Below are 14,702 nucleotides of genomic sequence, written 5' to 3'. Positions count from 1 at the left end.
TGTGCAGCAGCAATAGCAGCCAGAAAAGCCGGTGCAGAAGTAGAGATTATAGAAAAAACTGATTTACTACTAGGGTTAGGAAACGTTGGTGGAATCATGAGAAATAATGGAAGATATACAGCGTCCGAGGAATTGATAGCACTTGGAGCTGGAGATTTGATAAAAATAACAGATGCTAACACTCTTCATAAAAATATAGATTTTCCAGGTCATAAACATGCTTGGCTTTACAATGTAAATAGAATAGAACCAGCGGTTAAACGATATGTAATAGATATGGGAATTAAACTTAGAATGGTGAGTAGAGTTGTAGATGTAGACATGGAAGGAATAAAAATTAAGGGTGTTTATCTTAGTAGTGGTGAACACATAGAAGGTGATACATTTATAGAAACAACAGGATCTACAGGGCCAATGGGAAATTGCTTGAGATATGGAAATGGATGTTCAATGTGTATATTAAGGTGCCCAGCATTTGGGCCAAGGATTAGTGTTAGTTATAGGGCTGGAATTGAAGATATAAAGGGCGAGAGGCAAGAAGATGTTTTTGGAGCATTTAGTGGTTCATGTAAGCTTGAAAAGGATACTTTATCTGAAAAGTTATTAAAGGAATTAAATGAAAATGGAGTTGCAGTATTAAAGGTTCCAATTGAAGATATAAATACAGATAAATTAAAACAAAAAGTTTGTCAACAATATGCACTTAAGGAGTTTGCTGAAAACATTATTTTGTTAGATACAGGACATGCAAAGCTTATGACGTCCTATTATCCTTTGGATAAACTTAGAAAAATAGAAGGGTTAGAAGATGCAAAGTTTGTGGATCCGTATGCAGGAGGAAAAGGTAATTCTATTAGATACCTATCAGTTGCACCAAGAAGTAATCAAATGAAGGTACTAGGACTTGATAATTTATTTTGTGCAGGTGAAAAAAGTGGACTATTTGTAGGTCATACAGAAGCGATGGTAACTGGGTCACTTGCTGGTCACAACGCTGTGAGAAATCAATTGGGAATGCCACTTTTAGTACTACCAAGAAATTTGGCTATTGGAGATATAATAGCTTATGCTAATGAAAAAGTTCAAACTACGGAAGGTAGAAGGAATAGATATACTTTTGCAGGGGCTGAATACTTTAAAAGGATGGAAGATACGGGGTTATACTTATTGGATTCAGAAGAAATTCATAAAAAGGTGAAAAAATTAGATTTAGATAACATTTTTGCACAAAAATTAGTTTAATAAAGTTAAAGTTAAATATAGGGAATATAAATTACTTGATGAATGTGGATATAGATAAATATTATGAAAAATATAAATACTTTGCACGTGAAAAAACTATTATTGTAAGTGGAAAGTATTAAGATGCATAAATAATATTATCACTATTTGTGATTGCAATTGGGTATAATTTAGCTTTTCAATTAATATATTTTAGTATAATTATTAATTAGGAGGCTTTAATATGGCTAAAGGCAAGGATACAAAAGGTGATAAATCTAAAGCTGGAAAAGATAAAAATAATTCAGGGAAAAAACCAAGCAAGAATGAAGTAAAAAAGAAAAAATGATTCAATTGCACCCTACTATGAAGTGTTAGATATATTTTGTAGTGGGGTGTTATTTTTTATTTAGCAAAGATATATAGCCGAATATGAATAGTATATTGTGATACAATATACTATATAAAAGGTAGGGGATATTATGGATATGTATGAAAGTATAGCTTATGAGGAACTTAATCAGTGGAAAAAGAGGATGATAAAGAAGCCTGGACTTGGGAATAATATTTCTAAGGCAGCACAGAATAAGATAAATGGGATTATACCAGAGAAATTTCATGGTTTGGTGACTGAAGTTATAAAAAATATGGTTAGTGTAGTTCTATTAGGGTCGGAGTATACCACTATCGAACCGTTAATGTATGGAACTTTATTAGAACGAGAAATGCTAGCAAAGGAAAAGGTTCATTTTTATAGAAAAGCGGGTACAGTAAGTGGGGCAGCCACTGGAGCAGGTGGATTTGTTTCTAGTCTTGCAGATTTTCCAATACTTATAAGTGTGAAAATAAAGCTGCTATTTGAAATGTCTAGTATATATGGGCATGATACCAAGGATTATACAGAAAGATTATATATATTATATATGTTTCAAATTGCATTTTGTAGTGATAAAAGGAGGATAGAGATATTCAATATAATAAGTAACTGGGATGAATATTTAAGGACCTTGCCTAAAAACCATGAGGATTTTGACTGGAGAACTTTTCAACAAGAGTATAGGGATTATATAGATTTAGCTAAGCTGTTGCAAATTTTACCTGTTATTGGAGCAGCAGTAGGTGCAGTAGCAAATTATAAATTAGTAGAAAAGTTAGGGGATACAGCCATGAATGGGTATAGACTTAGATATTTTATTAAAATGTAGAGTTAAGTTAAGAAACAATACGATGATAGGAGATAAAGGACAAATGATAAGAGAAATTATACATGTAGGAATAACTGTGAGTAATATAGAAAGGTCAATTGAGTTTTATAAAAATGTATTAGGACTTAAATTTTGTGGCCAAATGGTCATGGAGGGTGAAAGTACTGATAAGTTATTTGGAATTGATAACTGCAAAGTAAAGGTTGCATATCTAAATGGAAGTGATAAAGTAAATTGTCCTCCTGTTGAGCTAATAGAATTTGCAAATCACAATTTCAAGGAAAATAATAGTTGCTTGGACAGGATATCAATTTCAGAGATTTGTTTTAAGGTAAGTGATATTGAAGACACATACGAAAAATTAAAAAAACTAAATGTAGAATTCATATCAGAACCACAATATTTTGATTTGCGTAATCAAGGTTTTGGGGTAAGTAAGGCGGTATACTTTAAGGATATTGATGGAAATATTTTAGAACTAATACAAGCATTTTAATATATAGTTTAATACTTTCATTTGATAAAAACTGAAAAATTGAAATGTACAAATGTTAATTTAAAATATAGCTTAATTGGTGATGAAAAAATGCTGATATAGATAGTAGTTAAAACAAATGGATTTGATTTCCTGGGAAATTAATACAAGTGATGAATTTATCATTGTATATTATTTACTTTAATAAACTTAATTTACTATAAATTACTGAGCTTTAAAGATTTTAACATATAAATTTTACTTATGTATTGAAATTTAATTGGTTTTGGAATAAAGTATTACTTGCTGATAAATTTATATGTTCATTGAGGGATTTTCCGGAAAAAAATGGACATAAAATATGTATAGTAAAAATTAATTAAAGAAAAACTGATTTAATAATATTTAAGCAGTTTAACGGAGGGTAAATTATGGATATAAACTTAATCGGGGTACCTCTTTATTACGGATGTGATAGAGTTGGAGTTGAAAATGGTCCAAATGTTTTGAGAGAGCATGGTATGAAGACTTTGCTGGAGAATGAAAGAAATAAGGTATATGATTTAGGTAATCTATATGTAGATAATACCCTAGAAAAACAGCCATTTGAAGCTGGTGTTAATGCTAAATATATTAATGAAATTATAGATGTAACTGAAAATTTAGCTCATAAGGTGTATGGTGCTCTAAGTTCAGGTGGTTTTCCTATGGTTATAGGTGGAGATCATGCCTTAGCAACAGGAAGTATTGCCGGTGTAGCAAGATATTACCCAGAAGATTTAGGGGTTATTTGGATAGATGCACATGGGGATATAAATACTTTTGAAACAAGCCCCTCAGGAAATGTTCATGGTATGCCATTAGCTGCATCTATGGGAGTAGGAGATGATTCCTTAACAAGTTTATACTTTAATGGTATCAAGGTTAAAAAAGAAAATGTGTTTATTATAGGAGCAAGGGACTTAGATGAGGGTGAACTTGAGCTAATAGAAGACTTGAATCTAACAGTGTGGACAATGGATAAGGTAAAAGAATTAGGCATAGATAAGGTGTGTGAAGAGCTTAATAGAACCCTATCAGAAAGACAAATAAAAAATATACATTTAAGTTTTGATATAGATTCTATAGACCCTACATTTATAAAGGGCACCGGAACACCAGTACCAGATGGAATTAATCTTGAAGGTGCGGAAAAGCTACTTACTAGTATATTTGAAACTAGGTTAGTAAAATCTATGGATTTTGTAGAATTCAATCCAAGATTAGATGAAAGTGTAGATACACTACAAAATTGCCTTAGATTAATTAAAAAAATAGGTGAATTAGTATAAGGTATATTCTGAAAAAATAAGTTAGTTATTTTAGATATCTAATAAGAAGCTTACATAAAATCCTTGAAAAAGTAGAAACTACTTAATGAAAGGATGTGTTTAATATGACAAATAAACCAGGTGCATGTAATCCAGAACAAAAAGGTGAAAGAAGACAAAGGTTACATAAAAATCAAAACAATGAGGGCAATCCACAAAAGAAATCAAATGATGAATGCTTACAATCAAGTATAAAGAATAATAAACAACTATAAAAAATAAATACGTATATAAAAAGGAAGGGACCAATTTAGCGGAAATTGGTTACTTCCTTTTAAATTATTTAGAAATATCATTTTTATTTTTGATTAAGCAAATACCTTGTGTCATAGTACCCATGGGGCAGTAAACACACCATGAACGTGGCTTGTACAATACCATAGTTATAATTCCAAGTATAGTTGAAGTTACCATCAAACTAAAAAATCCAAAGGCAAATTGAGAAATCCATGGAGAGATTGAGGATAATTCTTGGAAATTCCAAGGAAGTTTAAAGGTCCAAAGTAGTGTTAATACTTGCTTTAAATTAGAAGTTCCTTTAAATACTAGGTATGTGTTAAAGGACATATTTAAAAACATGGTTAAAAAGAAAATCATAAATCCGTATCTGAAGTATTTAGTCTTCAAAAATTTTGGCATAGGTTTCTTTCTGGAGAGTTTAAGGTTATTACCTAATAGATTTAAAAGTTGACCTCTACCACAATATTTATTACAATAACTTTTATTGCCTTTTGACAAGGAAATTATTAGTGGAATAATAAAGCAAAGTAAGCCGAGCCAAGCAAAAAGTATATTAAAAAGGCCTAAGAGAAGATATAAGATGGTCATAATCCACATATACTCCCATGGTGATTTTTTCTTCTTCAATTTTCAATCCTCCTAATAGTTAAGTTTATAATTTGAGACTAAGCTAAATTAATGACAGAGGCAGGACAAGCACTTACACACTTACCACACCCAATGCATTTATCTAAATCAATTTTAGCGACAATACCCTTTTCAATAGTTATAGCCCCTAGTGGACAAATTTTATTGCAGGCGCCACAGGCTACACAATAATTTCCATCAACAAATGCTTTTTTTCTAAGAATTTTTTTGTCTATCATTTCATTCCTCCAAATTGTATTAGACACATGAAAATAAATAATAAGTCAAATATCCGATGATACTGATTAATTTATTTTTGAAGATGCCTTATTGATATATTCTAATTATATGCATATAATTAAAATAAGGACGTGACTAAGTCACATAAGGTGGGGCAGTATGGAGATATTTTGGGTTAAAATAATGACTGAATTTTATGGCAATACAAGAAGAGGGATAATAGTTTTTGAAATAGATTGTTTATAAAAATAGAAGTATAAGTTCATTGGAGGAAGGTTAATGGAGAATTTGGAGAAAAATATAAAGCAATTCAATAAGGCAATTAAAGAGGTATATGAGGCTTATCCCATGTTAAAAAGGGTAGACAATAATAATGGGGAAATACTAAGAAAAAATATTGTATTCAAAAATATTTTTGCAAACGAATATTTAAAAACTGCTGAAGGTAGCTGTGGTGGATTTATTCTTGTAATAAAAGGGAATATAAATATTCATAGAATAAATCAAGAGGGGAATGAGACTAATCTTTATAATATAGGAAGAGGAGATATATGTCATGAAGCATTAAGCTGTTTTCTTAATTGTCAATCCTTGAATATTGTAGGTAAAGCAATTCAAGATTCATTAGTGGCAATAATCCCACCAGAAATAGTTAAAGAATATTTTTTGAGGGATAAAAATTTTGTTGAGGAAATATATAAAGATTTGTATGTGAAATTTAAATTGGTTATCGAAAATAAAGAAGCAAGATCTCATGAATCAATAGAACATAGATTAATTAAACTATTAATAAGTAAAAAATCAAACATAATTTATGGAACCCAAAGTGAACTAGCCTTCCAGATAGATTCAGCTAGAGAGGTTGTTAGCAGGAAGCTTAAGGATATTGAAAGACGTGGATATATAAAGGTTATGAGAGGTAAAATTCAGATTGTAGGTGACTTGAAAGAATTGCTTAATTGAGAAGGGTAAAGAGATAATAAAAGCAAGTATTTTCTTTTAAAGTTTTTGGAAAGAGAGTTTTTGAAATGGCACGACTTCATAATCATTTTGAGCTTAGTGGTTGGCATGAAAGTAAGAAAATTGCTATATTTTCAATAGCTACAGTAATACGTTGCTTAATAGGATTGATGACTGTAACTTTGGAACAAGTGATAGTTTATTAGAAAAATTGAATTTAGAAAATGTTAATATTGAAAAAATAATAGAACCGGCACTATGTAAATTTTTCCACATGGTGGTCGGTTTTTACACGTATCTCGCAGTTTCCCACCCTATATGTAATACATTTAAAGAAGTGTATTACATATAGGTACTTTTTATGTATAATAATTAGTTATTATACAATTGATGAAATAACATAATCTTTGAATAATTTCGATACAGGTGACATATAAGCGTCTTTAAGCCAACCCATATGAATGATTCTATCTTTAATGTTTTCTTTTATTTTAATAACAGAAAGAGTATTTGTATTAATAATTGGGGTGTTTGGAACTATAGAAATACCAGCACCAGCAGCAACTAACACTTCAAGCATACTAGCTTCACTAGGCTGTATAGAAATTTTAGGAATGTAGCCTAAAAATTCAGCATAAGATAACATCTTATCTTTAGATGAATCACAAAATGCGACGAAGGATTCATCTTTTAAGTCCTTTAAAGAAATCTCAACTCTATTTGAAAGAGTATGATTTTTAGAAACAATTAAAACATATTCTTCTCTTTTTATAGGTATTGATTCAATTTCTAAATGTGAATCAATATTATCAACACAATCGTAAAATCCTAAATCTATCTTCCTATTCTTTAGATTACTTAATATTTCAGGTACAGATTGATGGCTAAATTGAAATTTACTATTAGGACACTTGTTTAAAAAATCACTAATTATAAAAGGCATAAAATAGGTCCCAATACTAGATGTAGATGAAATACATATACTAGATGTAATAGGATTAATTAAATCATTTAATTCTTGTTTGCCTTTTTCAATTTCATTTAAAGCTATATTAGTATGAGATAGAAATATTTTTCCGAAATTAGTAAGTTTAATATTACGACCATTCTTTTCGAATAATGGTACATTAAGTTCAGATTCCAAATTTGAAATTGCCTTACTTAAAGCGGGCTGAGTTACGGATAATAAATTTGAAGCAATTGTAAAGCTTTCTGTTTCTGCTATTATTTTAAGATATTCTAACTGTTGTAAATTCATTTATATTCTCCTATTAGAGTTATTTTTACAATGTATATTTAACGTTGTACTATACATTGTTACTATCAATTATATATAACTAAAAGTTATAAGTATATGAATAACAATGATTAGACATAGTTATTTATATAGTGATATAATCACAATATAAATGTTATCAATACATTTATTATATCTTATAATTATAAAATTTATTTATAGATATGTCAAAGTAACAAGTTTGGTAAATGAGATATTAGGTATGGATAAATAAATAGTTATGTGTAAAATGGGGGGTAACTCCAGAGGCAAAGTATAAGGAGGAAATAAATTATGATGATAGTAAATAAAGAAAAATGTATAGGGTGTAACTTATGTATTAAGGATTGTCCTGCAAGAGATATAGAACTTATAGATGGAAAAGCAAATATGAAAAATTTAGCTTGTTTCAAATGTGGACATTGTGTGGCTATTTGCCCTAAAAGTGCGGTATCAACAGATGAATATAATATGGATGAAGTGAAAAACTATAATAAAGAAGAGTTTACAGTAGATGCTGATAATTTAATGAACTTTATCAAATTTAGAAGAAGTGTAAGATACTTTAAAAAGAAAGATGTAGAAGTAGAAAAGATCTCTAAAATCATAGAAGCAGGAAGATTTACTCAAACATCAACAAATAGTCAAAATGTATCTTATGTAGTAGTTAAAGATGGTATAGAAGAACTAAAGGAAATGGCAATAGCAAGTTTAAATAATTTAGGAACTATAATGCTTGCAAACTTAACTCCAGAAACAATGATATATAAAAGGTATGCGCAAATGTGGCTTAGAATGTATGAAAGCTATAATGTAGATAAAACAGCAAGAGATGGAATGTTCTTTAATGCTCCAGCTATAATAGTTGTTGTATCAGATTCACAAGTGAATGCATCATTAGCATCTTCAAATATGGAGCTTATGACTAATGCATTAGGTCTAGGAACATTTTTTAGTGGATTCTTTGTAAAAGCAGCAGAAGGAAATAAAAAAATTATGGAGTATTTAGGATTGGATGAAAATAAAAAGATTGTTACATGTATGGTAATAGGGTATCCAGATATAAAATATTCAAGAACAGCTCCAAGAAAAGAATCAGAAATAACTTGGAAGTAAGATATTATTCTCTGTATGCGAAAGCTACTGATATTACAACTAAAATGGATTTAGCTTGTGAAAATAATATTTATGGCTATAAAGTTATATAGCAAGGGTGAAAGAATTAAATAATGGAATAGAAAATTCCCAAGGCAACATTCAAGAATAAGGAACCCGCAAGAATAGTGAATTAACATGGGCAAGAACTTGATGTAAATAAGAGAAATAGACACTATTGCATCTGATTTACAAGTAAAAGTAAAAAATATAGAGTTGTATCAAAAGTAGGTTTTGATACAACTCTTTTTAAAATGGATGTAAAAAATTCAAAGTTGCATAATTGGACTCACCATGATGTAGTTTTGAGTAAATTCCACTGACTAAATCAAAGATTTACAGTGTCACTTAAATATACAGTAGAAGGAAATACCATAGGCTATGAAGAAATAACTAATGGAAGTATTGTGGATTAACAGATTTGTTTTGATTTGCAGCTATAACAAATAGCATTTACAGCTAGTGAAGAAGGGTAGCAATTGGGGTAGATACTGAAGGTGTTAAATGGTTAGTTACAGATATTATCAAAAGGGTAGATTAGGGTTTAAAAGGGAGAGTTAATATGATTAGGTTTGAAATAATTACAAGGGATAGATTGGGGATAACTGTAGAAATTTTAGAGAGAATTTATAGGCGGGGAATAAATTTAATTTCTATGGAGGTATTTTTCCAAAAAGTATGTGTGAAACTGGAAACTATTGAATTAGAAACGAAAATTAGTTTGATGGACGAAATTTCAAGTATTAAAGATGTAATTTCCGTTAAAGAAATGGAATTACTATATTATGAGCAGAAAGAGAGAAAATTGCATGCAACTATAGATTTAACAAAAAATATTAATAATCCAAAGGAGAGTGTAAATGTAATTTCAAATATAGAAGGGGGAGCATTTGAAAATATTATTGGAAAAAGTGAAGCTATAAAAAAAGTTAAGGATATGACTTTAACTATTGCAAAAGGTAATTCCACAGTGCTTTTAAGAGGCGAAAGTGGTACTGGTAAGGAGATTTTTGCGAAGGCTATACATGAAGAAAGTCCTAGGAGAAAGCATAGTTTTATTGCAATTAATTGTGCGGCACTTCCAGAATCACTATTAGAAAGTGAATTATTTGGGTATGAGAAAGGAAGCTTTACAGGAGCAATGATAGGAGGACGAGAAGGTATTATTAAAGAGGCTAATGGGGGGACATTATTTCTAGATGAAATAGGAGAAATTCCTATGTTTATTCAAGCTAAACTTTTAAGAGTGCTGCAAGAAGGGAAAATTAGAAAGATTGGTAGTAATAAAGAAGAAAGTATAGATGTTAGATTTATAGCTGCAACTAATAAAAGTCTTGAGGATATGATTAGGGAAAAGACTTTTAGAGAAGATTTATATTATAGATTAAATGTAATTCCTATGTGTATTCCAACATTAAATGAAAGATTAGAGGATATTCCAATATTAGTACAGTATTTTATAAATAAACTAAATGTTAAGTTGAATAAAAGTATTAAGGAAGCTGATATTGAATTTATTTTCCAATTGATGAAGTATAATTGGCCTGGAAATGTTAGAGAATTGCAAAATGTTATAGAAAGAGCAATGAATTTATGTGAAGAGGAAACATTAACAATTAGTGACCTTTTTATAGATATTAGAAATAGCAATCATAGTAATACCGTTAAAAATATTTTGAAAGATGATGCAATTGAAAATTTACAGCTACCATTAAAGGATATAATGGAAAAATATGAAAAAGAAACTCTGGAAAAAGTCATTATGAACTATAAAAGTTATAGAAAAGCTGCAAATATACTTAGGGTTTCTCATACTACAATAATGAATAAAATTAGGAAATATAAGATAAATGGATAAGGATTACATTTACATATGTAAAATTATTTTTACATATGTAAAGAAAACTATACACTTAAAAGAATATATGTAAATATTTATTTACATTACTGGAAAAATCATATTTGAATTGTAGGTATAATACTAAAGTATAATGTCTAAATGTTGGCATAGATATTGCTCTATAAATCTGTAGAGGAATAAACTTTAGGGGGAATATAATAATGGGAAATAATTTAAAAACAATGGGTTTTGCAACTAGAGCTATTCATGGTGGACATGCAAAAGATCAATATGGATCACTAGCTACACCTATTCATCAAACAGCAACCTTTATATTTGACTCTGCAGAGCAAGGTGGAAGAAGATTTGCTCTTGAAGAGGGTGGATATATATATTCCAGACTTGGAAATCCAACTAATACTCAATTAGAAGAGAAATTAGCAATGCTAGAAGGCGCAGAAGCAGCAATATCTACTTCATCAGGTATTGGAGCCGTTGCATCTGCATTTTGGACAATATTAAAGGCTGGAGACCATGTAGTAGCAGCTAAAACTCTTTATGGATGTACCTATGCTTATTTAAATCACGGTATAAGTAGATATGGAGTAGAAGTAACCTTTGTAGATGCTACTAATCTTGAAGAAGTAAAACAGGCTATGAGAGAGAATACAAAAATAGTTTATTTAGAAACACCAGCAAATCCAAATCTTGAACTTGTAGATATAGAAGCTGTAAGCAAAATAGCTCACGAAAATAAGGAATGTATAGTAATGGTAGATAATACTTTCTGTACTCCATATATTCAAAGACCACTTGAGTTTGGAGCAGACGTAGTAATTCACTCAGGAACAAAGTTTTTAAATGGTCATGGAGATGTAATTTCTGGATTTGTAGTTGGAAATGCTGAATATATAAAGAATGTTAGATTATTTGGAGTAAAAGATATGACAGGGGCATGTTTAAGTCCCTTTGATGCATTTTTAATTATAAGAGGTATGAAGACTTTAGAGATAAGAATGGAAAAGCACTGTGCGAATGCTATGAAAGTTGCAAAATTCTTAGAAGCACATAGTTCAGTAAAACAAGTTTACTACCCAGGATTAGAAAGTTTTCCACAATATGAATTAGCGCAGAAGCAAATGTCTTTACCAGGGGCAGTAATTGCTTTTGAGGTAATTGGTGGAGTTGAAGAAGGTAAGAAGGTTCTAAATAGTACAGAACTTTGTAAGATAGCGGTTAGTCTTGGTGATGCCGAAACTTTAATTCAACATCCGGCATCAATGACCCATTCACCATATACTAAAGAGGAGAGAGAAGCGGCTGGTATAAGCGATGGATTGATAAGAATAGCTGTAGGTCTTGAAAATGTTGAGGATATAATAAGTGATTTAGAAAAGGCTTTAAATTCTATTTCTTAAATTAGGTAGTTAAGAATAAAACCATAAGATTATTTAAATAGATAATCTTATGGTTTTTGTTGAGTCAATATGAAAATGGTAATGTATAACCCGTAGAGAGTTAAAGTGGAACACTACAAATATATAGTATTTATTGTAATGATTATATATATATAATAAAATAGGTATGAATACATTATATATAAAGATAAAGTGAAGATATATTATATGAATTAAGAGTTAAAGGCATTTGTTACAAAAAATAAATTATATATTAAAAGGTGTAAGGGGGAAATTTATGATATTTAATCAATGGTATGCTATTCTTCCGTCAACGTCTGTTAAAAGCAATAAAATTTTAGCAGTAAAGAGACTCAATTTAAATCTTGCTCTGTTTAGGAATGAAAAAAATAAATTATCTTGTGTAGTCGATCAATGTTCACATAGGGGTGTAGCTCTTAGCTTAGGAAAGGTAAAGGGTGAGTGTATCCAATGTCCATTTCATGGATTAGAGTTTGATCCAATTGGCAGGTGTAAATTTATTCCGGCGAATGGAAAATCATCTACTGAGGATATAAGTAGATATAATGTTAAATCATATTTGGTGAAGGAAGAGAATGGAATTATTTATTTGTGGTATGGGGATGAGGAAAAAGCACCGAGTGACCTACCTTTCTTTCATGATTATTTAGATGAGTCTTATGTATATAGCGAAATAGAAGACCAGTGGGCATCTCATTATTCACGTTGCATAGAAAATCAATTAGATGTTGTCCACGTTCCATTTGTACACTATAATACTATCGGTAGAGGAAATAAAACTCTTGTTAATGGACCTAAAGTAGAGTATCAAAACAATATATTAAGAACTAGTGCAAACAATGAGTTAGACGAAGGACAAGTTCCTAAGATACCTGAAGAAAGTATTATTAAAGATGTAAATTTAAATTTTATTTTTCCTAACATGTGGATGAATTTAATTAACCCAAAAATAAAAGTGCTTATATACTTTGCACCAGTAGATGATGAAAATACAATACTTTATGTAAGATTTTATTGTAAGGTAAGCAAATTTAAATTTGCGAATAAAATAATTGCTTATTTCGGTAAGTTTGCAAATAGAGTTATTGAGAGGCAAGACAAAAGGTTAGTTATAACACAAAAGCCAAAAGCCTCATCTTTAATATCAAGTGAAAAGTTATTAGTGGGAGATGGTCCTATTATTAAGTATAGATTGATAAGAGATGAACTTAACAAGAGAAGTTAACAATAAAAATTAATAGTAGAACAATATCATGGTACAAGTCTATATTTCAATATTATTCAATAGGAACTAAATTTAAAATCTATTAAAAAAGAGTAGCTCTCAAATTAATGAGGACTACTCTTTGTTATGTGAATAAGTAATTCACTTATATATTATTTTGTATAGTTATCGAAGTAACCTTGGATGTAGATCATAGGTGTACCCTTATCTCCACTACCAGAAGTTAAATCAGATAGAGAACCTATAAGGTCAGTAAGTCTTCTTGGTGTTGTACCTTGAGATTCCATAGCACCTACAAGATTAGCATCTTTGTTCTTAATGTAGTTAGAGATAGCTTCTTTAAGTTCTGCACCTTTTAAGTCAGCAAAGTTATTGTCAGCTAAATATTTTAATTTAACTTCGCTTGGAGTACCTTCAAGACCAGAAGTGTAAGCAGGTGATACAACTGGATCAGCAAGTTCCCAAATTTTTCCTACTGGATCTTTGAATGCTCCATCTCCATAAATCATAACTTCAACAGTTTTTCCAGTTTTTTCTTTAATCATTGCTTGAATATTATCAACTACTGGTTGACAGTTACGAGGGAAAAGCTTAACAGTTTCCTCAGTTGATTTATTTGATCCTAAAAGACCATAAGCTTCGTTACATCCACTACCATCAATAGAAGCTGATAAAATGTTATCAAGGCTATATATTTTTTCTCCACCGTTTGCTTTTAATATCTTCTTAGTTCTGAATCTTGTATGGATATCACAAGTAAGAACGCTTTTTGTATGCTCAAGAATAGTTTTTGGATTGTTTGAGAATATAACTTCACATTCAACTCCATAGCTTTCAACTAGAGATTTGTAGTATTCAACATAATCAACACCAGTGAAAGTATGCTTCTCATACCCGAAATTGTCACGGAATTGTTTTTCAGTTAAAACGTCTGTCCAAGGGTTAATACCTTTTTCATCAAGCATATCTAGGTCTACTAGGTGGTTACCAACTTCATCAGATGGATAGCTAAGCATTAATACAATCTTTTTAGCTCCTTTTGCAATACCACGAAGGCATATGGCAAAACGGTTACGGCTTAAGATTGGAAATATTACTCCTACAGTATCATCACCAAATTTTTCACTTACATCTTTTGCAATATTATCAATAGATGCATAGTTTCCTTGTGCACGGGCAACTATAGACTCAGTTACAGTAACTATATCTTTATCATTAATTGAAAAACCTTCTACTTCTGCAGCTTTTAATACACTAGCTACAACGATTTCTTCAATATTATCACCTTTATTTATGATTGGCCCACGAAGACCTCTAACGACAGTTCCAACTACTCTTTCCATTGCAATCTCTCCTTATATTTAAAAATTTTATTCATTTCAAACTTATACTTGTAATATACACTATATTAGTGGTATAAGTAAAATAA

General features: G+C 30.2%; 14 protein-coding genes and 1 pseudogene. 11 read left to right on the top strand and 4 right to left on the bottom strand.

Annotated features, from left to right (window positions below; translation table 11 throughout):
• The 5 genes from RSA29_RS07045 to RSA29_RS07025 form a co-directional block, all read left to right on the top strand.
• Positions 1 to 1,242: FAD-dependent oxidoreductase (locus tag RSA29_RS07045; RefSeq protein ID WP_346944389.1), on the top strand; the 1,242-nt coding region annotated here is incomplete at its 5' end.
• 461 nt (positions 1,243 to 1,703) lie between these two features.
• Complete coding sequence (locus RSA29_RS07040; RefSeq protein WP_346942485.1) at positions 1,704 to 2,426, top strand: EcsC family protein; 723 nt, start codon at positions 1,704 to 1,706, stop codon at positions 2,424 to 2,426.
• Positions 2,392 to 2,922 carry a VOC family protein gene (locus RSA29_RS07035; protein WP_346942486.1) on the top strand — a complete coding sequence of 177 codons (531 nt, stop codon included), beginning with the start codon at positions 2,392 to 2,394 and terminating at the stop codon, positions 2,920 to 2,922. The genes RSA29_RS07040 and RSA29_RS07035 overlap by 35 nt, the downstream gene beginning before the upstream one ends.
• 410 nt (positions 2,923 to 3,332) lie before the next feature.
• Positions 3,333 to 4,232 carry an arginase gene (gene rocF, locus RSA29_RS07030; RefSeq protein WP_346933302.1) on the top strand — a complete coding sequence of 300 codons (900 nt, stop codon included), beginning with the start codon at positions 3,333 to 3,335 and terminating at the stop codon, positions 4,230 to 4,232.
• A 104-nt stretch (positions 4,233 to 4,336) separates the two neighbouring features.
• The gene (locus RSA29_RS07025) at positions 4,337 to 4,486 is read left to right on the top strand and encodes a clostri-philic family protein (RefSeq protein WP_346933303.1); all 150 of its coding nucleotides are present in this window, start codon (positions 4,337 to 4,339) and stop codon (positions 4,484 to 4,486) included.
• 64 nt (positions 4,487 to 4,550) lie between these two features.
• On the opposite strand, the gene RSA29_RS07020 is transcribed toward RSA29_RS07025, so the two are convergent.
• The gene (locus tag RSA29_RS07020) at positions 4,551 to 5,108 is read right to left on the bottom strand and encodes a 4Fe-4S binding protein (RefSeq protein WP_346942668.1); all 558 of its coding nucleotides are present in this window, start codon (positions 5,106 to 5,108) and stop codon (positions 4,551 to 4,553) included.
• A 68-nt stretch (positions 5,109 to 5,176) separates the two neighbouring features.
• Positions 5,177 to 5,377, bottom strand: coding sequence for a 4Fe-4S binding protein (locus RSA29_RS07015; RefSeq protein ID WP_346942487.1), 201 nt, complete (start codon positions 5,375 to 5,377; stop codon positions 5,177 to 5,179).
• Positions 5,378 to 5,657: 280 nt separating this feature from the next.
• Here RSA29_RS07015 and RSA29_RS07010 point away from each other — a divergent pair, with 280 nt between their 5' ends.
• Both RSA29_RS07010 and RSA29_RS07005 read left to right on the top strand, forming a co-directional pair.
• The gene (locus RSA29_RS07010; protein ID WP_346942488.1) at positions 5,658 to 6,341 is read left to right on the top strand and encodes a Crp/Fnr family transcriptional regulator; all 684 of its coding nucleotides are present in this window, start codon (positions 5,658 to 5,660) and stop codon (positions 6,339 to 6,341) included.
• Positions 6,342 to 6,364: 23 nt separating this feature from the next.
• A pseudogene (locus RSA29_RS07005) lies at positions 6,365 to 6,544 on the top strand (hypothetical protein); the annotation flags it as partial.
• A 173-nt stretch (positions 6,545 to 6,717) separates the two neighbouring features.
• On the opposite strand, the gene RSA29_RS07000 reads toward RSA29_RS07005, so the two are convergent.
• Positions 6,718 to 7,596 (bottom strand): LysR family transcriptional regulator, encoded by an 879-nt coding sequence (locus RSA29_RS07000; RefSeq protein ID WP_346942489.1) that lies wholly within the window; start codon positions 7,594 to 7,596, stop codon positions 6,718 to 6,720.
• 312 nt (positions 7,597 to 7,908) lie between these two features.
• Here RSA29_RS07000 and RSA29_RS06995 point away from each other — a divergent pair, with 312 nt between their 5' ends.
• The 4 genes from RSA29_RS06995 (at position 7,909) to RSA29_RS06980 (ending at position 13,273) form a co-directional block, all read left to right on the top strand.
• Positions 7,909 to 8,730, top strand: a complete 822-nt coding sequence (locus RSA29_RS06995) for a nitroreductase family protein (RefSeq protein WP_346942490.1) — start codon at positions 7,909 to 7,911, stop codon at positions 8,728 to 8,730.
• A gap of 601 nt (positions 8,731 to 9,331) precedes the next feature.
• Positions 9,332 to 10,627, top strand: coding sequence for a sigma 54-interacting transcriptional regulator (locus tag RSA29_RS06990; protein WP_346942491.1), 1,296 nt, complete (start codon positions 9,332 to 9,334; stop codon positions 10,625 to 10,627).
• Positions 10,628 to 10,830: 203 nt separating this feature from the next.
• Positions 10,831 to 12,027, top strand: a complete 1,197-nt coding sequence (gene megL / locus RSA29_RS06985; RefSeq protein WP_346942492.1) for a methionine gamma-lyase — start codon at positions 10,831 to 10,833, stop codon at positions 12,025 to 12,027.
• A gap of 277 nt (positions 12,028 to 12,304) precedes the next feature.
• A complete protein-coding gene (locus tag RSA29_RS06980; RefSeq protein WP_346942493.1) occupies positions 12,305 to 13,273 on the top strand; it encodes an aromatic ring-hydroxylating dioxygenase subunit alpha in 969 nt (322 codons plus the stop codon).
• 152 nt (positions 13,274 to 13,425) lie between these two features.
• Here RSA29_RS06980 and RSA29_RS06975 read toward each other — a convergent pair whose 3' ends face one another.
• On the bottom strand, positions 13,426 to 14,616 hold the full coding sequence (locus RSA29_RS06975) for a coenzyme F420-0:L-glutamate ligase (RefSeq protein ID WP_346942494.1): 1,191 nt from the start codon (positions 14,614 to 14,616) through the stop codon (positions 13,426 to 13,428).
• Between the last annotated feature and the right edge of the window lie 86 nt (positions 14,617 to 14,702).

It is taken from the genome of Clostridium sp. (assembly GCF_036660475.1).
Taxonomy (GTDB): Bacteria; Bacillota; Clostridia; order Clostridiales; family Clostridiaceae; genus Clostridium_J.
The sequence above is the reverse complement of the archived record's forward strand: the minus strand, read 5'-3'. Positions and strand labels throughout refer to the sequence as shown.

Bases quoted from the DNA above. Each gene is read 5' to 3' on its own strand.
- RSA29_RS07040 (WP_346942485.1), top strand. From the start codon at position 1,704: ATGGATATGTATGAAAGTATAGCTTATGAGGAACTTAATCAGTGGAAA.
- RSA29_RS07035 (WP_346942486.1), top strand. From the start codon at position 2,392: ATGGGTATAGACTTAGATATTTTATTAAAATGTAGAGTTAAGTTAAGA.
- rocF (WP_346933302.1), top strand. From the start codon at position 3,333: ATGGATATAAACTTAATCGGGGTACCTCTTTATTACGGATGTGATAGA.
- RSA29_RS07025 (WP_346933303.1), top strand. From the start codon at position 4,337: ATGACAAATAAACCAGGTGCATGTAATCCAGAACAAAAAGGTGAAAGA.
- RSA29_RS07020 (WP_346942668.1), bottom strand. From the start codon at position 5,108: ATGTGGATTATGACCATCTTATATCTTCTCTTAGGCCTTTTTAATATA.
- RSA29_RS07015 (WP_346942487.1), bottom strand. From the start codon at position 5,377: ATGATAGACAAAAAAATTCTTAGAAAAAAAGCATTTGTTGATGGAAAT.
- RSA29_RS07010 (WP_346942488.1), top strand. From the start codon at position 5,658: ATGGAGAATTTGGAGAAAAATATAAAGCAATTCAATAAGGCAATTAAA.
- RSA29_RS07000 (WP_346942489.1), bottom strand. From the start codon at position 7,596: ATGAATTTACAACAGTTAGAATATCTTAAAATAATAGCAGAAACAGAA.
- RSA29_RS06995 (WP_346942490.1), top strand. From the start codon at position 7,909: ATGATGATAGTAAATAAAGAAAAATGTATAGGGTGTAACTTATGTATT.
- RSA29_RS06990 (WP_346942491.1), top strand. From the start codon at position 9,332: ATGATTAGGTTTGAAATAATTACAAGGGATAGATTGGGGATAACTGTA.
- megL (WP_346942492.1), top strand. From the start codon at position 10,831: ATGGGAAATAATTTAAAAACAATGGGTTTTGCAACTAGAGCTATTCAT.
- RSA29_RS06980 (WP_346942493.1), top strand. From the start codon at position 12,305: ATGATATTTAATCAATGGTATGCTATTCTTCCGTCAACGTCTGTTAAA.
- RSA29_RS06975 (WP_346942494.1), bottom strand. From the start codon at position 14,616: ATGGAAAGAGTAGTTGGAACTGTCGTTAGAGGTCTTCGTGGGCCAATC.